This window comes from Serratia sp. root2 (assembly GCF_031931805.1).
GTDB lineage: Bacteria > Pseudomonadota > Gammaproteobacteria > Enterobacterales > Enterobacteriaceae > Serratia > Serratia inhibens.
The window spans coordinates 1,990,790-2,009,040 of record NZ_JAUJXB010000001.1; the positions used below are offsets into that span (position 1 = coordinate 1,990,790).

Consider the following 18,251-nt stretch of genomic DNA (forward strand, 5'->3'; position numbering starts at 1 on the left):
TTTTCTCCGTTTGAGGAGTTTTTCGTGCTCTCTTTTGCACCAGCAATACGCCGTTATACCTACAACAGCAATTTGCTTTATAACCTGCGTATTTTTATCGCGCTGGCTGGCGCAGCCGCCATTCCTTGGTGGCTAGCCATTCCCAAACTCACGATTCCCCTGACTCTGGGAGTAGTAGCTGCTGCATTGACCGATCTGGATGACCGCCTGAGCGGCAGGCTGCGTAATCTGTTGATCACGCTGGTGTGTTTTTTTATAGCCTCCGCCTCTATTGAGCTGCTTTTTCCTTACCCATGGATGTTCGCTCTCGGTCTAGCCACTTCTACCTGCGGCTTTATTCTGCTGGGGGCCTTGGGGCAACGCTACGCTACCATTGCGTTTGGCGCCTTGCTGATCGCGGTTTACACCATGCTTGGGACCTCAATGTATGACGCCTGGTATCAGCAACCGATACTGCTGATCGTTGGCGCCCTGTGGTACAACCTCCTGACACTTATTGGCCATCTGATATTTCCTATTCGCCCTTTGCAGGAAAATTTGGCGCGCTGTTACGATCATTTGGCGAATTACCTGGATGCCAAGGCCAACCTGTTTGACCCCGATGCCGAACATGCTGCGGACCTGCCGTGGATGGATGTAGCAATGGCCAACAGCACGCTGGTGACCACTCTCAACCAAGCCAAAGTCTCATTGCTGACGCGGCTGAAAGGCGACCGTGGCCAACGCGGTACGCGGCGTACCTTGCATTATTATTTTGTAGCTCAGGATATTCACGAACGCGCCAGTTCCGCTCATGTTCAATATCAGGCGCTGAGCCGACAATTCCGTCATAGCGATATCCTGTTTCGTTTCCAGCGTTTGCTCAGCATGCAAGCACGCGCCTGTCAGCAGTTGGCGCAATCGATCTTGCTGCGGCAAAAATACCAGCACAACCTCCGTTTTGAACCGACCTTCAGCCGCATTGATGAAGCTCTGGCTCGCGTTGCTGTCACCACGGAAAATCGTAAGCTGGCCAAAGCACTATCGCACCTGTTGAAAAACTTGCGTGCGATTGACGCACAGTTGGCAAATATCGAATCCGAACAGGCGTTGGCCGACGGTCAGACAGAAGAGAACAGCCTGTCAGATGACCGGCTCAGGGGTTGGAGCGACATCCGCCTGCGCATTAGTCGCCATTTGACCCCTCAATCGGCCTTATTTCGCCATGCCATTCGCATGTCGGTGGTGCTGTGCATCGGGTATGCTTTCATTCAATTTACCGGCATGCAGCACGGTTACTGGATCCTGCTGACCAGCCTGTTTGTTTGCCAGCCAAATTACAATGCCACCCGCCGCAGACTCGCGCTGCGAATTATCGGTACGCTTGCCGGCATTCTTATTGGCCTGCCGATCCTCTATTTTGTGCCTTCACAGGAAGGCCAGATGGTGTTGATCGTCATTGCCGGCGTCCTGTTTTTTGCTTTTCGTACCGTTCAGTACGCGCACGCGACCATGTTTATCACATTGCTGGTACTGCTATGTTTTAACCTGCTGGGTGAAGGCTTTGAAGTGGCTGCACCACGCGTTTACGACACCCTCCTGGGATGCGCCATCGCTTGGGCAGCGGTCAGTTTTATCTGGCCAGATTGGAAATTCCGCCAATTGGCGGCCGTGGTGAACAAAACATTGAACGCCAACTGCCGTTATCTGGATGCGATTTTGGTGCAATACCATCAGGGTAAAGATAATGGTCTGCCGTACCGTATCGCCCGTCGGGACGCGCACAACAGCGACGCAGAGTTGGCCTCGGTGATTTCAAACATGTCGGCAGACCCCAAGGCCGATAAAGTGGTTCAGGATGCCGCTTTTCGCCTGCTATGCCTGAACCACACCTTGTTGAGTTATATCTCCGCATTGGGAGCACACCGTGAACGTATGAACAATCCCGCTACACTGGCGTTGCTGAATGATGCCGTATGCTATGTCGATGGCGCCTTGCATCAGGAAGAGCAAGGCGGCCTCCGTATCGCTCAGGCATTAGAAAACCTGACTGAGCGTATTCAACTCGCGGCTCCAGAACCAGAAAGCAAAGAGCAACTGGTATTGCAGCAGATAGGCCTGGTCATTGAACTGCTGCCGGAACTCATGATGCTAAAAACGCAGATAGCTAAATCGGCATAATCATGCGAGATCTTTCATCACCCCCCTGATTCCTGGAGTGTGCCCATGGCTAAGCAGAGCCATGGTCTGTTCAAACCACTCGGTTAGCTCACTGCGCAGGGCCAGGGGCAAAGCGGCATGGTGATAACCGGCAATCGCCCCACCTAACGAAAGCAACACCCGCAATCCCAAATTGCGTTGCTGTTGCAACAGCCGCAGATAGCTGCGTTTGGCACCATTCAAGCGCAAGTCATAAACGTTGCGAATACCGACACGCCATAGTAAACGCTCCATGTTAATGTCGATGTTCGGCAACGTTTTCAGCCGCCCATGAGTATCCGTTTTGACCTGAAGCTCCAGGTAGGCTTCCTGGATGGCCTGCCGCGCCAACCCGATAAGCTCATCCCTTTCCCGCCACAACGACTCATCGACCCAATAATAACGCAAGGTTATTGGTACGCCCCGTTTGGAGTAAACCATATTGACCATTCCGCGGGCGCGAAAAGCAGGCTCCAGGCTATCCGTAGCACGAAGATACAGCTCGCCTTCCGCTATCACCCCAAACATAACGCCATCGGCCAGCAGCCCATAACCGCCAAACTGCGAGCGCGTAGTAATGCTCCCTAATGCACAGAAACACGCTTTGGCCTGTTTGACCCTTGCTGTTGATATCCCTTTCATAGAACTTCTCCTTGTGTTGGTTCCAATTGTATTATTTCTCACATCAATGAAATAAAAGTAACGTGAACAAGTAATTAGAAAAATACGCACTATCCGCGGTCCTGCCAATCATAAAAACAGTACGTATAAAAAATAATCGCAATTATGCGAGGTACTACGAAAATTTGGGTTGATCTTACTGATAGTTAGATATACTGTATAAACATACAGTGACACTACGGGCGGGATACTTTATGCGTACTCAATCACTCTACAAACCCCATTTCAGCCACACCTCTTTTGCGGTGAACAATGCTGCGAAAAACACGGATGCCGGTAAAGAAAATGGCCTTATCAGTGAACTTGTTTACAACGAGCATCAACCCGCAGTGGCGCAGCTATTGCTGCCCCTGTTGCAACAGCTAGGCAGACAATCGCGCTGGTTGTTATGGTTAACCCCACAACAAAAACTGAGTAGATTGTGGCTGCAGCAGTCCGGTTTGCCTGTCAATAAAGTGGTGCAACTGAGCCAAATTACTCCGCTTGCCACAGTTGAAGCGATGGAAAAAGCGCTTCTGACGGGTAATTACAGTGTCGTTCTCGGATGGTTGCCCGATCTTACGGAAGAAGATCGGCTAAAATTAAGACGTGCGGCAGAATTAGGTAACGCTTATGGGTTCATTATGCGTCCACAACGTGACATAAACCCGACTCAGGGACAGTGTTCCACGCTAAAAATTCACTCTTCTTTGTATCATTAAGTAAATTTAGGATTTTTCCCATCATTTTTATCGCTCCGGGAGGGAACCTTTGGTGGATCAGGTGCAAAGCGAGTCCTGCTGCGGTTCCGCACGAAAAAATACAGACTAAATTGCCCCATTTTTTACCGGTTAGTGTTAGTAAATATGTACGATTCTGCGTTTTTTTTTAGAGCTTTATCACATCACACTTGTAACTTTCGCGCCACGTTGTAGACTTTACATCGCCAAGGTTGCTCTATAACGCCAGAAAAACTGGCCGAGTAACAAACGAGGGCTCAAACCTTGGCGAAGGAATTTAACCAAGGGCTTAAAACAGCTTTAAAGCTCATTGCCTATTTGGATGATAACGAGGCGCAAAATGAAAAAGACAGCTATCGCATTAGCAGTGGCACTGGCTGGTTTCGCTACCGTAGCGCAAGCCGCCCCAAAAGATAATACCTGGTACACCGGTGCTAAACTGGGCTGGTCCCAGTACCATGACACTGGTTTCTACGGCAACGGTTACCAGAATGGTATCGGCAATGGTCCGACCCATAAAGATCAACTGGGTGCTGGCGCGTTCCTGGGTTACCAGGCGAACCAATACCTGGGCTTCGAGCTGGGCTATGACTGGCTTGGTCGTATGCCTTACAAAGGCAGCGTGAACAACGGTGCTTTCAAAGCACAGGGCGTTCAACTGGCAGCTAAACTGAGCTACCCAATTGCTGACGATCTGGACATCTACACTCGTCTGGGTGGTATGGTATGGCGTGCAGACTCCAAAGCTAACTACGGCAATGGCACTCGTCTGAGCGACCACGACACCGGCGTTTCTCCGCTGGCTGCAGTGGGTGTTGAATACGCACTGACCAAAAACTGGGCTACTCGCCTGGACTACCAGTTCGTTAGCAACATCGGTGATGCAGGTACTGTCGGCGCACGTCCAGACAACACCATGCTGAGCCTGGGTGTTTCTTACCGTTTCGGTCAGGATGATGTTGTTGCTCCAGCACCAGCACCAGCTCCGGCTCCAGTTGTTGAAACCAAGCGTTTCACTCTGAAGTCTGACGTGCTGTTCAACTTCAACAAATCTACTCTGAAAGCAGAAGGCCAACAGGCTCTGGACCAGCTGTACACTCAGCTGAGCTCCATGGATCCTAAAGACGGTTCTGTTGTAGTTCTGGGTTACACCGACGCAGTTGGTTCTGACCAGTACAACCAGAAACTGTCTGAAAAACGCGCACAAAGCGTTGTTGACTACCTGGTTTCTAAAGGCATCCCGTCAGACAAAATCTCTGCACGTGGTATGGGCGAAGCTGATTCCGTCACTGGCAACACCTGTGGCTACAAAGCTGGCCGTGCTACTAAAGCTCAGATCGCTTGCCTGGCACCAGATCGTCGCGTAGAGATCGAAGTTAAAGGTATCAAAGACGTTGTAACTCAGCCACAGGCTTAAGTTACCACTGCTTAGTAAAAAACCCCGCAATGCGGGGTTTTTTTTCGTCTGCTACACGCGGTGAGTTTTGCAATAACGGCCCTTTTCTTGTTGGGCAGGCAGGTTACTTTTCGTCTTTGCCGAGGATAGCCTTCAGATCCTGTTTCAACGACGACATCTGACTGGCGTACTTCTCTTTACGTTCGGCATCTTCGATCAATTGCACTATCGTCTCTGATAGCGTAACTCCACGGCGACGAGCCAGCGCGGCCAGGCGTTGCCAAACCAGAAATTCCAGATCGATAGATTTTTTACGCGTGTGTTGATGTTCTGCGTTAAAATGACGCTTACGCCTTGCGCGGATAGTTTGCTTCATCCGGTTATCAAGTTCCGGATTCATATGCCTGCTAATCCACGTCAGCACTTTTACCGGCTCATTTTCCAGCTTAAGCAGCTCGTCAATGGCTTCCTGAGCTACACTGTTTTCAATGTGGCGGGTAATAGATTCACCTTCCCGGTGTTTTTTCACCAGGTATTTCCATTTCCAGCCGCTCTCCAGGTTTTCCAGTTGCTGATATTTCATCTTGAACTCTTCAGTGACCGCGTAACTTTATTAAGCATAACAGCTTTGCACCGAATTTCCCCGGCAATTACGCCCCCTTTTAGACTGTTTTTTGCACAGTCGTCACGCGATGTCAAACTCCCTGATGCCAACTGTGACTCTGTATGTATCAAGCTGCCGTTATTCTTGTATAATCGCCCTTTCCCTTTTTGACGATTGCATCTAACACTTTGACCAATAACCGACTTGAATGGCAATCTCTGTTGCCGGACGTTACGCCTTATCAAGCGATATTTGATACCGCCGCTCAGTTGGCACCTGTGTCCTTTGCCGCCATTCAGCCTCGGCTGGAAAATGCATTGACGCTGTTTTGCCATCCGCAATCGCCACCGCGTTTCATGTTGCTGAAAGCGCAGGAAACCCGCGAGTATCTGGCATTGATTGCCAGAGCGATTGAGCCATTGCAGCCGCAGAACACTGCTTTCAAAGGCAGCCACTATGTGATCCAGGGCAGCAAGATAAGCGTAGAGCCTGCCAGCCACGGTGATGAGCCGTTTGCCGCCGGTGGCGCCTGCGTGTTTCAGGAATGGGTTGAGCCGGAGCAGCTGTTTGGCTGCGTCAGAATTCACAATGATGAAATCTCGCTGCAACCGGGCCTGGTGCATCAGGCCAACGGCGGCGTACTGATTCTGTCGGCACGTTCTCTGCTGGCCCAGCCCCTGCTCTGGCTGCGGTTAAAGCAAATGATCACCCAACGCCAGTTCCATTGGGTTTCTCCCGATGAAACGCGCCCGCTTCCGGTCACTATCCCACCGATGCCGCTGGAGTTGCGTCTGATTGTGGTAGGCGATCGCCACGGCCTTGCTGATTTTCATGATATCGAACCGGAGCTGAGCGAGCAGGCCGTCTACGGCGAATACGAAGATGACCTGCAGCTCACCGAAGCCGAGGATATGGTGCAGTGGTGCAGCTACGTCAACACGGTTATCGATGAACAGCAACTGCCCTCGCTGGCGGCAGATGCCTGGCTCCCGTTGATGATACAGGCGGTACGCTACAGCGGCGATCAGGGCAATCTGCCGCTCTCACCGTTGTGGATCGGCCAGCAGCTCTCTGAAGCAGCTCTGTATGCAGAAGAAGAAAGCATCACGGCCAAAGCCTTTGAAGCCGCCTTGAATGCGCGCGAGTGGCGCGAAAGCTACCTTGCCGAACGGATGCAGGATGAGATCGAACTGGGTCAAATTCTGATTGAAACCGAAGGCGAAGTCGTCGGTCAAATCAACGGACTCTCAGTGCTGGAATATCCGGGGCATCCACGCAGTTTCGGTGAACCCTCCCGTATCAGCTGCGTGGTTCATCTTGGCGACGGTGAATTTACCGACGTTGAGCGTAAGGCCGAGCTTGGCGGTAATCTGCATGCCAAAGGCATGATGATTATGCAGGCATTTCTGATTTCCGAACTGGAACTTGACCAACCGCTGCCCTTCTCCGCTTCAATCGTGTTTGAACAATCCTACGGTGAAGTAGATGGCGATAGCGCCTCGCTGGCCGAGCTGTGTGCATTGATCAGCGCGCTGTCATTACAACCGATCACCCAGCAGATTGCAGTCACCGGCTCTGTCGATCAGTTCGGTAATGTTCAGCCGATTGGCGGCGTCAACGAGAAGATCGAAGGCTTTTTTGAAGTTTGCCAGCGTCGTGGTTTGACAGGCAAACAGGGCATCATTCTGCCCGCAACTAACGTGCGTCACCTGTGCCTGCGCCAGGATGTGGTCGATGCGGTGCGCGAAGGGCAATTCCATCTGTGGGCCGTCAACAGCGCCGCAGAAGCCTTGCCATTACTCACCGGTTACCCCTACTCTGATGAGCAGCAACCGAATCTGTTGGCTGCCATTCAGGAACGAATTGCGCAGGTGAATCCGCAGGAACGTCGGCGCTGGCCATGGCCGTTTCGTTGGCTCAACTGGTTCAACCACGGCTGATCGGACTTGTTCAGCGTACACGTGTTAGCTAATCTGCGTCCTTCAATAAAATAAGGCTTACTGAGAACATGGTAGAAAAACGCGACTCCTATACGAAAGAAGACCTCGAAGCATCCGGCCGTGGCGAGCTGTTTGGCGCTGGTGGCCCGCCGTTGCCGGCAGGTAACATGTTGATGATGGACCGCGTGGTCAAGATGACCGAAGACGGTGGCTCCCACAACAAGGGTTATGTGGAAGCGGAACTGGATATCAATCCGGACCTATGGTTCTTTGGTTGCCACTTTATCGGTGATCCCGTCATGCCAGGCTGCCTGGGCCTGGACGCAATGTGGCAGCTGGTAGGTTTCTATCTCGGCTGGCTGGGTGGCGAAGGTAAAGGCCGTGCGTTGGGCGTGGGTGAAGTAAAATTCACCGGCCAGGTACTGCCAACCGCGAAAAAAGTCACCTACCGCATTAACTTCAAACGTGTCATCACCCGTAAGCTGATTATGGGTGTGGCTGATGGTGAAGTGCTGGTCGATGGCCAGGTCATTTATACCGCCAGCGATCTGAAAGTGGGCCTGTTCAAGGACACTACTGCGTTCTAATCGCAGTGACGGCGGCCCTTCCCGGCCGCCGTTTATTATCCCCGCCGTTATCTTGTTGCGAACTGCAAAGCTCGCGTTCGTAACGGCCAATAAGTTACTACAATTATTGTAGTTACCTAAGAGGTGTGCCATGCAAAGAACCCGTTTTGATAACATGCCATGCCCGGTAGCTCGCTCACTTGATCGCGTCGGCGAATGGTGGAGCATCCTGATACTTCGCGATGCGTTTCATGGGTTGTCGAAGTTTGATGAATTCCAGCAAAGCCTCGGCCTTTCACCTACCATACTGACGCGCCGCCTGAAATATCTGGTGGAGAGCGGCATTCTGCATAAACAACGTTATCAGACGCGGCCGGTACGCCATGAGTATTTGCTCACCGAACGCGGAAAGGATTTTTTCCCGGTGCTGGCGGCTCTGTTTCACTGGGGCAATACGCATCTGGCCGATGAAGGCATTACCGCCGAACTGGTCGATCGTCGCACCGGACAACCGATAGATGTGCAACTGATCGACAGCGTTACCCGGCAACCGATCGCATTGCATGACATCACTTTAGCGCCAGGGCCGGCGGCAACCGACGGTATACGTCGGCGTGCGGCCCTGATGCAACAAAATCATTCTGCATTACCCCCCGAATCATCCAAGGAGTCACTATGAACAGTCGTCGTATAGTCATTACCGGCATGGGCGCCGTTTCACCACTGGGATGCGGCGTAGAAGCTATCTGGCAGCGTCTGCTAAATGGCCAGTCAGGTATTCGTCCGCTTCCGGAAGCGATCGTGGCCGACCTGCAGGTAAAAATCGGTGGCCAGGTTCCTACGCTGGAACAGGATGCCGAAGCGGGCTTTGATCCCGACCTTTCCGTGGCACCCAAAGACCAGAAAAAAATGGACCGTTTTATCCTGTTCGCCATGGCTGCGGCCGACGAAGCAATCCGTCAAGCGGGCTGGGTCGCGGATACGGAAGAGAAACAAGAACGCACCGCAACCGTGATCGCCTCCGGTATCGGCGGCTTTCCGGCCATTGCCCACGCGGTGCGCACCACCGACAGTCGCGGTACCAAACGCCTGTCGCCATTTACCATTCCCTCCTTCCTGGTAAACCTGGCTGCCGGCCATGTGTCGATTAAACACCAGTTCAAGGGCCCGATTGGCGCCCCCGTTACCGCTTGTGCCGCGGGCGTACAGGCCATCGGCGACGCGGTGCGTATGATTCGCAACGATGAGGCCGATATCGCGCTGTGTGGCGGTACAGAGGCCGCTATCGACACTGTCAGCCTGGGGGGCTTTGCCGCCGCGCGTGCCATGTCCACTACGCCGCCAGAAGCGGCAGAAAAAGCGTCTCGGCCTTTCGACAGCGCTCGTGACGGCTTTGTCATGGGCGAAGGCGCCGGCATGCTGGTCATTGAGACGCTGGAACATGCGCTGGCCCGCGGAGCGACCCCTCTGGCGGAGATCGTCGGTTACGGCACCAGTGCAGATGCCTACCACATGACCTCCGGCGCAGAAGATGGTGACGGTGCCTACCGCGCAATGAAAATTGCTCTGAAACAGGCAGGTGTCATACCCGAACAGATCCAGCACCTGAACGCCCACGCCACATCGACACCCGTGGGCGATCTGGGGGAAATCAACGCGATTAAGCACCTGTTCGGTACCGACGGCGGCGTGGCGGTGACCTCAACCAAATCAGCGACCGGCCATTTACTGGGCGCCGCGGGTGGGCTCGAAACCATCTTTACTGCACTGGCACTGCGCGATCAGATCGCACCGGCTACGCTGAATTTGGATAATCCGGATCCGGCTTCCGAGGGATTGAATCTGGTGGCGAAAAAAGCGCAGCCTATGGTCATCAATTATGCGCTGTCGAACGGGTTTGGTTTTGGTGGGGTGAACGCGAGTATCTTGCTGAAACGTTGGCAGGGTTAATAAGGCTTAAACAAAAACCTCCGCCTTGAGCGGAGGTTGTTCCTTTTTATGACAGGGAGCCGCTTAAGCGGTCACAGCCCTGTCCTCCATGGCTTCTCGCCAACCTCCCAGCCATTGAGACCGGCTGTCCACAGTCGTTTTGTAGGGACAATAATCTTTCGAATGCCCTAAAATACCTGCCTGATAACCTTTCGAATGCGCCCTTTCCAGACGATCGCGTTTCTGTCTCTTCATGCCTCGTTTCCCTCACTTTTTTGGTCAGTTGGAAAGAAAACAATGGCTGCTTTTTGCGCAACCACCTATAAGCAATAGCGCTAAATGAAGGGAAGATCAATGCGCAAAATTCACGCCAATGTCATATTTGTGAGCTACGTACGCAGAATTCCCTAAGTGGCTGATATGCCAGAAAAGACGTTAATTCATTGAATTAAAATAAAAATCCCTCCCGGAGAAAAGTTTTAATACCTCTCGCCGGAAGGGATTAGACCGTTTTAGTACAAATTATGACTAAAAACTACCCGCCTGAGAGGCGATAGCCTGGGCTTCCTGCTGCCAGCCTTGCGCCAAGGTACGGACCAACGCATCGTAACCGTCCTCACCCTGTTTCAATTCCAGGCTGAATGGCCGTTTGGTCAGCTTGCCCTGATGATTCAGCACCCACTCGCCACGGATAATCGCCTTGCCGTCAAAGCGGCCGTGGAAGCCGCTGATAGTGACGTTAAGCACATCCTGCTCGCTGCTCATCGGCAGAGAGGACACCACCCAACCTGGCAGCGCGCTGCTCAGGTTGGTAACCAGCGTCTGCTGCAATTGTTGATCGAGCGGGCTGGCCCACAGGTTGTTTTGGGCGATGACATACTGCACATCATTGGTCTGGTAAACCACACCGTTTTGCGCCAGGTAATCCGCCACGCTGACGTGTTCCAGCCACAGCTGACGCGTCGCAGTGCCAGTACTGACCGTACTAACTGGCGCCGACACACCCAGCGCCGGCAGTTGATAGTAGGTTTTCTGTGGTGTGCTGCTACAGGCGCTGAGTAACAGCGCCATGGCTACCGGAATCCATTTCATCATTTATTGGCCTTCTTCGGCTGAGGATCGTTACTGCCCGCGGCTTCAAATACCAGCGCGTTGCTCTTTTCGTTCAGGGTACGCAGCACGGGTTGCAATTCGCGCAGCACCTGATCAAGACGTTGCATGTCACCGACCATCTTGTTGTAGGCCGGGGAGCCTGGCTGGAAGCCTTTCATGCTGCGGTTCAGTTCCTGCAGGGTTTTTTGCATATCCTGCGGCAGCGCCTTCATCTCTTTGCTGGCGATGATGTCATTCAGCGACTGCATGGTTTTCTGCGTCGACTGCATGGTTTTCTGGCTTTCCGCCAGCGTTTTGGTCGCTTCGTTGATCATCGGATTCAATGGCATCGAGTTGATCTTATCCAGCGTCTGCATCAGTTTCTGCTGGATCTGCGCCAGACCGCCGCTGGTGGTCGGCATCAACGGATAACCGAACAGTTCGCGCGGCCCTTTCCAGGCTTTCTCCTGCGGATAGAAGTCCAGATCGATATACAGCGAACCGGTCAGCAGGTTGGCGGACTTCAGCGAAGCACGCATACCACGTGACTCAGCATCTTTCAGATGACCTTCGATATCGAAGTTGCCGCCCAACTGTTTCTGGAAACGATCCGGCTCAATGCGGATCAGCACCGGAATGCGGTAGTCGTTGTCCAAACGCTGCGCCATACCTTCTTTATAGAACGGCACCTGCGCGACCGTACCGAGACGAATGCCGCGGAATTCTACCGGCGCGCCTGGCTGTAAGCCGCGAACCGAGTCGGAGAAGAACATCAGGTAATCTTTGTGTACGGTATACAGCGAGTCCTGAATGCTGCGCTGGTTGTCGAACAGCTGATATTCCGCCTTTTCTTTCGCCAGTTCACCTCGCTCCCAACCGTCCGGCACGTCAAAGCTGACGCCGCCGCTGAACAGGGTTGCCAGCGATCCCATTTCCACACGCATGCCCTGTGCCGACATATCGAATGCCACACCACTGTCTTTCCAGAAACGCACGTTGCTGGTCACCAGTTGGTCATAAGGCGCCGAAATAAACAGCTGATAGCGCATGGCGCGCTCTTTAGGATCGAAATAGCTGGTTTCCACCGAGCCGACGCGGTAGCCGCGGAACAATACCGGATCGCCAGCGTTCAACTGACCCGATTTCTCACTGTCGAGCACGATGCGCAACCCTTTGGCGTCCGGAGAGGCCAGCGGCGGCGCGTCGAGCAATTGGTAGTTATCCTTGCCGTTTTTGCCTTTGTTGCCCGGCTGCAGTTCGATATAGGCGCCAGACAACAACGTACCCAAGCCGGAAACGCCTTCTCGGCCAATCTGCGGTTTAACCACCCAAAAGGCGCTATCCTGGTGCAGCAATTTCTCCATACCAGAGCTGAGCCGCGCCTGCACCATCACCTTGCTCAGGTCGTCACTCAACGTCACGGTCTCGACGACGCCAACGTCGACGCTACGGCTCTTGATTTTGGTTTTGCCCGCCTCCAATCCTTCGGCTGTGGTGGTAACCAAGGTGACTACCGGCCCCTGATGGCTAAAGTGGTAAAACAGGATCCACGCGCCGATCAGCGCGGTGACGATGGGAACAATCCACACCGGCGACCAGCGCTTGATCTTTTCAACGTCCGCGACGCTATGATTATTTTCCGTCACCTTGCGGCTCCTTTTTTATTGTCTCGTTTACGCGATCCCAGGTCAGCCGGGGATCAAACGTCATGGCTGCGAACATGGTGAGGATCACCACCAGGGCGAACAGCAGCGCGCCAGTATCAGGATAAATACTCATCAATTGTCCCATCCGTACCAATGCCGAAAGCACGGCGATAACAAACACGTCTATCATTGACCAGCGACCGACAAACTCAACCACTTCATAAATCAGGTGCATTCGTTCGCTGTCGGCCCTGTCTTGCTTCTTGCCGTTGGCATCCCAGCACAGCCAGCCAATCGCCAACATTTTCAGTGAAGGCACCATAATACTGGCGATGAAAATGACCATCGCCACAGGATAGGATCCTTCTCCCCACAGCAGGATCACCCCAGCCATGATGGTAGAAGTGATTTTGTTGCCCAGCGCCTCGGTCACCATAATAGGCATTAGATTCGCCGGAATATACAGCATGATCGACGTGAACAGCAGCGCCAGCGTCCATTGCAGACTGTGGCGGCGACGCACGTAACCATTGGTATGGCAGCGCGGACAATGAGCCAGCTCCGCCGGCAGGATCGCCGTACAACACGGGCAGGAACGCAACCCCTGGCGTAACCCGATCCGACCTACCGTTACTGGACGATCGAGGCGCGGCATCGGCTCTATGTCATTCCACAGCCAACGGCGATCCACACATTGGAAAGCACGCACCTGCAGCAAGCAAAACAGGCAATATGCCGCAAAGCTGCTGCCGACGCCAATATCCCCGTAGGCCATCAGCTTAACGAAACTGACCAGTACCCCGGCGAGAAAAATTTCTACCATGCACCAGGTTTTAAACTGAAACAGCATCTTGGCCATCCACTCTTTCAGGCCAAGAGGCATGCGCACCCTGGCGCATAACAAGACAATCGCCACCATGCAAAACGCCGGGATCAACTGAACGAATACCATAAACAGCGTGGCCATGCTGGCGTAGTCTTCCGCCACCATCACCTGCGGGATCTGGATCAGTTTGATTTCGTTACCTATACCGGCAACGCGCATATTGATAAACGGGAAAATATTCGCCAGCAGCAACATAAACAAAGCGCTGACGGCATAGCCGATGGGCCGCTTGCGCGGTTCTTCCCAGCGGGAGCTGAGGGTCGTTTTACAGCGCGGGCACACCGCTTTTGTGCCATATGCCAGCGGCGGCAACGCCACCATCATGTCGCATTGCGGGCACAGCATCAGGTTGTCCTGTTGCCGTTCAGCAGGCTTTGCGTGGCTGTACTGCTCGTGATTGTCGTGGGAACACACCATATTCCTCCTTAATAACGTTGCTCACCGGTACGGCAATACCGCCCGCAGCAGCGCGCGGACGGTATTTTCAACGGTCAGCCGTTTTTCATCGCTTCCAGCTCTTCCCAACGGGCGAACGCTTCTTCCAGAGCCCCTTCAGCGGCGGCCAGCGCCGTCAACACCTGCTGTGTTTCACTGTGTGGACGCGTGAAGAAATTCGCGTCGCTCATTTGCGCCTGCAGCGCTTCGATTTCCGCTTCCAGCTGTTCCAGGCGTTGTGGCAACTGTTCCAACTCACGCAACAGGTTATAGCTCAGTTTAACCGTTGATTTCTTCGGCTGTTCAGCCTTTTTTTCCACCGACGGCTTGTTCTGTTCGGCCGCTGCAGCCTGACGGATCGGTTTCGCCGTGGCACGTTGATGATGCGCATCATAGTAACCGCCGACGAAGGTGCTGATCGCCCCCTTGCCTTCGAAGATCCAACACTCGGTCACCGAGTTATCAACGAATTGACGATCGTGGCTCACCAGCAGCACGGTGCCCTGATAGCCATCGATCAACTCTTCCAGCAACTCCAGCGTTTCGACGTCGAGATCGTTGGTTGGTTCATCGAGGATCAGCAAGTTGCTCGGTTTCAGGAACAGCTTGGCCAACAGCAGACGGTTGCGTTCACCGCCCGACAGCGCTTTCACCGGCGTCATCGCGCGTTTTGGATGGAACAGGAAGTCCTGCAAATAGCCCAACACGTGGCGAGACCGGCCGTTGACCATCACTTCCTGTTTACCTTCCGCCAGGTTGTCCATCACCGTGCGTTCCGGATCCAGATCGGCGCGGTGCTGGTCAAAGTAAGCCACTTCCAGCTTGGTACCGCAATGTACGCGGCCGCTGTCGGCCTTCAACTGACCGAGCATCAGTTTCAGCAACGTGGTTTTACCACAGCCGTTAGGACCTACCAACGCAATCTTGTCGCCACGCTGCACCTGGGCGGAGAAATTACGCACCAGCACTTTGTCGCCGACCTGATAGTTAACGTCTTCCATCTCGAACACGATCTTGCCGGAGCGCACCGCTTCTTCCACCTGCATTTTGGCGGTGCCCATCACTTCACGGCGTTCCGAACGCTCATTGCGCAGCGCTTTCAGGGCGCGTACGCGGCCTTCGTTACGAGTACGGCGCGCCTTGATGCCTTGGCGGATCCAGACTTCTTCCTGCGCCAGCTTGCGGTCAAATTCGGCGTTCTGCAACTCTTCCACCCGCAGAGCCTCTTCTTTGCTCAGCAGATACAGATCGTAGTTGCCCGGCCAGGACACCAGCTTGCCGCGATCGAGATCGACAATGCGCGTCGCCATGTTGCGGATAAAGGAGCGGTCGTGGGAAATGAACACAATGCTGCCCTGGAACTCTTTAAGGAAACCTTCCAGCCAGTCGATGGTTGAAATATCCAGGTGGTTGGTTGGCTCGTCGAGCAGCAACACGCGCGGTGAACTGACCAGCGCGCGGCCCAAGGCGGCCTTGCGCAGCCAACCGCCGGAGAGCGAGGACAGCTCCGCATCGCCATCCAGCCCCAGTTGCAACAGCACTTCGCTGATGCGGCTGTCGAGTTGCCACAGCCCCTGGTGATCGAGGATCTCCATAATCTGCGCCATGCGCGTCAGATTTTTCTCGCTGGGATCGGTTTCCACCAAATGCGAAATCGCGTGATACGCTTTCAGGTGCTCTGCCTGCTCGGCCACGCCTTCGGCGACAAAATCGAATACCGTACCGCCGATATTGCGCGGTGGATCCTGTTGCAGACGCGCCACAATCAGATCCTGCTCATAAATCACCCGGCCGTCGTCCAGCGGAATTTCTTTGCCGAGGATCTTCAACAGCGTGGATTTACCGGCGCCGTTGCGCCCAACCAGACAAACGCGCTCGTTGTCTTCAATATGAATTTCGGTGTTGTCTAAAAGCGGCGCATCGCTGAAGGACAGCCAGGCGCCGGACATGCTGATTAACGACATAGTAATTATTTTCCTTCGCCGGCATGGGTGAGCAGCCAGCAGTTATGAATTTGACGGTTACGGGCGAAATCCTGCGACTGCGTCTGGGCGGTGATCTCTTTCGCCTCAAGACCCAACGCGCTCAGGCCGGCCATATCCATCTGGAAACCGCGCTTGTTGTTCGAGAACATGATGGTCCCGTTACGGCGCAGCAACCGTTTTAAATCTTGCATCAGCACCAGGTGATCGCGCTGGACGTCAAAGGTGTTCTCCATCCGCTTGGAGTTGGAGAACGTCGGCGGGTCGATAAAGATCACGTCGAACTGTTCGTCGGCATTATGCAGCCATGACAGGCAGTCCGCATGGATCAATCGATGCTGTTTACCGGTCAGGCCATTGACGCGCAGGTTCTTCTCCGCCCATTCCAGGTAGGTGCGCGACATATCCACGGTAGTGGTGCTGCGCGCGCCGCCCAGCCCGGCATGCACGCTGGCTGTGCCGGTATAAGCGAACAGGTTGAGGAAGTCTTTGCCTTTGCTCATCTCGCCCAACATGCGGCGCGCGATGCGGTGATCCAGGAACAAACCGGTATCGAGATAATCGGTCAGGTTAACCCACAGCTTGGCGTTAAATTCTTCCACCAGCAAGAACTCACCTTTCTGAGCCAGCTTTTCGTACTGGTTTTTGCCTTTCTGACGCTCACGGGTTTTCAGGATCAACTGATTGGACGGCAGATCCAGCACCGACAGCGTAGCGTTGATCACGTCGAACAGACGCTGGCGCGCCTTCTGCGCATCAACGGTTTTCGGCGGCGCATACTCCTGTACCACAACTTTGCTGCCATAACGGTCAACCGCGACATTGTATTCCGGCAGGTCGGCATCATACAGGCGATAGCATTCAATGCCCTGCTGCCTGGCCCATTTATCGAGCTTCTTCAGGTTTTTGCGCAGACGGTTGGCAAAGTCTTCCGCCGCCAGTACGCCGCCGGCGCCCTGCGGGTTTTCCGCCAATTGGTAGTTTTTCTGTACGCAATCCAGCGGGCCATTTTTAGCCTTGAACTGGCGTTCGGCACGCAGTTGCAGACAGCTCAGCAGCTCCGGCGACGCACTGAACAGCGACAGTTGCCAGCCGCCGAAGGCGCTCTTCATGATGCGGCCCAGCATATTATGCAGCGCAATCAGCGCCGGTTCGCTTTCCAGACGCTCACCGTAAGGCGGGTTGCTGACCACGGTGCCCTTCGGGCCTTCCGGTAGCGGGTTGGTCAGTTTGCTGACATCGCTGACGTTAAAAGTAATCAGTTCGGCAACGCCGGCACGGCGAGCGTTGCCGCGCGCCATCTCAATCACCCGGCGATCGATATCCGAGCCGAAGAAACGCGAGGGCGTTTCCTGCAAACCGCGGCGCGCGCGCACCTGCGCTTCGGTGATCACTTCACGCCACAAATCGGCATTGTGGCCGTTCCAGGCGGTAAAGCCCCAGTGCTGCCGGTGCAAGCCCGGCGCGCGATCGGAAGCAATCATGGCCGCTTCAATCAGCAAGGTGCCTGAACCGCACATCGGGTCAAGCATCGGCGTACCCGGCTGCCAGCCTGAACGTTGCACAATGGCTGCCGCCAGGCTTTCCTTCAGAGGAGCCTGGCCGGTCAGATCGCGGTAACCGCGCTGATGCAGGCCTTCTCCGCTCAGATCGAGCGCAACGCTGGCCATATCGCGTTGCAGGAACACGTTAACGCGAATGTCCGGCTGTTGCTTCGCCACCGTCGGGCGTTGATCGATCTTGCGGGTAAAGCTGTCGACAATGGCGTCCTTGACCTTCAGCGCGCCATATTGGCTGTTACGGATCTCTTCGTTAACGCCGCTGAAGTGAACGGCGAAGGTTTTATCCACGCCAAAAATGCTCGTCCAGTCGATCGCCTGCACGCCAAGGTACAGGTCCAGATCGCTGTGTACGCGGAATTCATTGAGCGGCAACAAAATACGTGAGGCCAGACGGCTCCACAGCAGGCTTTGGTACAGAAGACGATCGTCACCCTGAAAATGTACCCCACCCTGCACCACTTTACAGGCGTGAGCGCCCAGCGCTTCCAGTTCGCTTTTTAACAGTTCTTCCAGTCCACGCGCCGTGCTGGCAAACAGAGAGTTCATATCGTACTTATCACCAAAAAGAAAATTGTTGCGCATTATAGCTAATCCAGACCGCTTGTCATAAAGTTGCTCCCTTCTATTTGATAATC

The 18,251-nt window shown here is 54.1% G+C and carries 15 protein-coding genes; 7 read left to right on the forward strand and 8 right to left on the reverse strand.

All coding sequences use genetic code 11. The features are described 5' to 3' along the window. The first annotated feature begins 24 nt into the window (after window positions 1–24). The gene (yccS, locus tag QZQ97_RS09190) at window positions 25–2,160 is read left to right on the forward strand and encodes a YccS family putative transporter (protein WP_311993180.1); all 2,136 of its coding nucleotides are present in this window, start codon (window positions 25–27) and stop codon (window positions 2,158–2,160) included. Here the strand turns inward: yccS and QZQ97_RS09195 are convergent, their stop codons facing one another. Continuing rightward, the gene (locus QZQ97_RS09195) at window positions 2,161–2,820 is read right to left on the reverse strand and encodes a TfoX/Sxy family DNA transformation protein (RefSeq protein WP_311993181.1); all 660 of its coding nucleotides are present in this window, start codon (window positions 2,818–2,820) and stop codon (window positions 2,161–2,163) included. A gap of 233 nt (window positions 2,821–3,053) precedes the next feature. Between QZQ97_RS09195 and sulA the strand changes: the two genes are divergently transcribed. Together sulA and ompA are read left to right on the forward strand one after the other, a co-directional pair. After that, a complete protein-coding gene (gene sulA / locus QZQ97_RS09200; protein WP_006320722.1) occupies window positions 3,054–3,560 on the forward strand; it encodes an SOS-induced cell division inhibitor SulA in 507 nt (168 codons plus the stop codon). 358 nt (window positions 3,561–3,918) lie between these two features. Next, a complete protein-coding gene (ompA, locus tag QZQ97_RS09205; protein WP_311993183.1) occupies window positions 3,919–4,995 on the forward strand; it encodes a porin OmpA in 1,077 nt (358 codons plus the stop codon). 103 nt (window positions 4,996–5,098) lie between these two features. On the opposite strand, the gene matP is transcribed toward ompA, so the two are convergent. Beyond that, window positions 5,099–5,557: a macrodomain Ter protein MatP gene (gene matP / locus QZQ97_RS09210; protein ID WP_126481688.1), complete on the reverse strand. Its 459-nt coding sequence runs from the start codon at window positions 5,555–5,557 to the stop codon at window positions 5,099–5,101. Window positions 5,558–5,766: 209 nt separating this feature from the next. On the opposite strand from matP, the gene QZQ97_RS09215 reads away from it, so the two are divergent. The 4 genes from QZQ97_RS09215 to fabF all read left to right on the forward strand — a co-directional run bounded on the left by QZQ97_RS09215 (window position 5,767) and on the right by fabF (window position 10,034). Continuing rightward, window positions 5,767–7,518, forward strand: a complete 1,752-nt coding sequence (locus tag QZQ97_RS09215; RefSeq protein ID WP_311993184.1) for a Lon protease family protein — start codon at window positions 5,767–5,769, stop codon at window positions 7,516–7,518. A 68-nt stretch (window positions 7,519–7,586) separates the two neighbouring features. Beyond that, the gene (gene fabA, locus QZQ97_RS09220) at window positions 7,587–8,105 is read left to right on the forward strand and encodes a bifunctional 3-hydroxydecanoyl-ACP dehydratase/trans-2-decenoyl-ACP isomerase (RefSeq protein WP_006320726.1); all 519 of its coding nucleotides are present in this window, start codon (window positions 7,587–7,589) and stop codon (window positions 8,103–8,105) included. A gap of 130 nt (window positions 8,106–8,235) precedes the next feature. Then, window positions 8,236–8,763, forward strand: coding sequence for a winged helix-turn-helix transcriptional regulator (locus QZQ97_RS09225; RefSeq protein WP_311993185.1), 528 nt, complete (start codon window positions 8,236–8,238; stop codon window positions 8,761–8,763). Continuing rightward, window positions 8,760–10,034 carry a beta-ketoacyl-ACP synthase II gene (gene fabF, locus QZQ97_RS09230; RefSeq protein ID WP_311993186.1) on the forward strand — a complete coding sequence of 425 codons (1,275 nt, stop codon included), beginning with the start codon at window positions 8,760–8,762 and terminating at the stop codon, window positions 10,032–10,034. The genes QZQ97_RS09225 and fabF overlap by 4 nt, the downstream gene beginning before the upstream one ends. Window positions 10,035–10,097: 63 nt before the next feature. Here fabF and rmf read toward each other — a convergent pair whose 3' ends face one another. The 6 genes from rmf to rlmKL all read right to left on the reverse strand — a co-directional run bounded on the left by rmf (window position 10,098) and on the right by rlmKL (window position 18,162). Further along, entirely contained in the window at window positions 10,098–10,268 is a 171-nt protein-coding gene (rmf, locus tag QZQ97_RS09235) for a ribosome modulation factor (protein ID WP_006320734.1), read from the reverse strand. A gap of 273 nt (window positions 10,269–10,541) precedes the next feature. Then, a complete protein-coding gene (pqiC, locus tag QZQ97_RS09240) occupies window positions 10,542–11,108 on the reverse strand; it encodes a membrane integrity-associated transporter subunit PqiC (protein WP_311993187.1) in 567 nt (188 codons plus the stop codon). Then, window positions 11,105–12,751 (reverse strand): intermembrane transport protein PqiB, encoded by a 1,647-nt coding sequence (pqiB, locus tag QZQ97_RS09245; protein ID WP_311993188.1) that lies wholly within the window; start codon window positions 12,749–12,751, stop codon window positions 11,105–11,107. The genes pqiC and pqiB overlap by 4 nt, the downstream gene beginning before the upstream one ends. Then, a complete protein-coding gene (gene pqiA / locus QZQ97_RS09250) occupies window positions 12,738–14,054 on the reverse strand; it encodes a membrane integrity-associated transporter subunit PqiA (protein ID WP_311993189.1) in 1,317 nt (438 codons plus the stop codon). Before pqiA ends, pqiB begins: the two co-directional genes overlap by 14 nt. 74 nt (window positions 14,055–14,128) lie before the next feature. After that, the gene (locus tag QZQ97_RS09255) at window positions 14,129–16,036 is read right to left on the reverse strand and encodes an ABC transporter ATP-binding protein (protein WP_311993190.1); all 1,908 of its coding nucleotides are present in this window, start codon (window positions 16,034–16,036) and stop codon (window positions 14,129–14,131) included. Window positions 16,037–16,041: 5 nt separating this feature from the next. After that, complete coding sequence (rlmKL, locus tag QZQ97_RS09260; protein ID WP_311993903.1) at window positions 16,042–18,162, reverse strand: bifunctional 23S rRNA (guanine(2069)-N(7))-methyltransferase RlmK/23S rRNA (guanine(2445)-N(2))-methyltransferase RlmL; 2,121 nt, start codon at window positions 18,160–18,162, stop codon at window positions 16,042–16,044. Window positions 18,163–18,251 lie beyond the last annotated feature (89 nt).

Excerpts from the sequence above, each read along its gene's own strand:
- QZQ97_RS09195 (WP_311993181.1), bottom strand. The coding sequence starts at position 2,820 with ATGAAAGGGATATCAACAGCAAGGGTCAAACAGGCCAAAGCGTGTTTC.
- sulA (WP_006320722.1), top strand. The coding sequence starts at position 3,054 with ATGCGTACTCAATCACTCTACAAACCCCATTTCAGCCACACCTCTTTT.
- ompA (WP_311993183.1), top strand. The coding sequence starts at position 3,919 with ATGAAAAAGACAGCTATCGCATTAGCAGTGGCACTGGCTGGTTTCGCT.
- matP (WP_126481688.1), bottom strand. The coding sequence starts at position 5,557 with ATGAAATATCAGCAACTGGAAAACCTGGAGAGCGGCTGGAAATGGAAA.
- fabA (WP_006320726.1), top strand. The coding sequence starts at position 7,587 with ATGGTAGAAAAACGCGACTCCTATACGAAAGAAGACCTCGAAGCATCC.
- QZQ97_RS09225 (WP_311993185.1), top strand. The coding sequence starts at position 8,236 with ATGCAAAGAACCCGTTTTGATAACATGCCATGCCCGGTAGCTCGCTCA.
- fabF (WP_311993186.1), top strand. The coding sequence starts at position 8,760 with ATGAACAGTCGTCGTATAGTCATTACCGGCATGGGCGCCGTTTCACCA.
- rmf (WP_006320734.1), bottom strand. The coding sequence starts at position 10,268 with ATGAAGAGACAGAAACGCGATCGTCTGGAAAGGGCGCATTCGAAAGGT.
- pqiC (WP_311993187.1), bottom strand. The coding sequence starts at position 11,108 with ATGATGAAATGGATTCCGGTAGCCATGGCGCTGTTACTCAGCGCCTGT.
- pqiA (WP_311993189.1), bottom strand. The coding sequence starts at position 14,054 with ATGGTGTGTTCCCACGACAATCACGAGCAGTACAGCCACGCAAAGCCT.
- QZQ97_RS09255 (WP_311993190.1), bottom strand. The coding sequence starts at position 16,036 with ATGTCGTTAATCAGCATGTCCGGCGCCTGGCTGTCCTTCAGCGATGCG.
- rlmKL (WP_311993903.1), bottom strand. The coding sequence starts at position 18,162 with ATGAACTCTCTGTTTGCCAGCACGGCGCGTGGACTGGAAGAACTGTTA.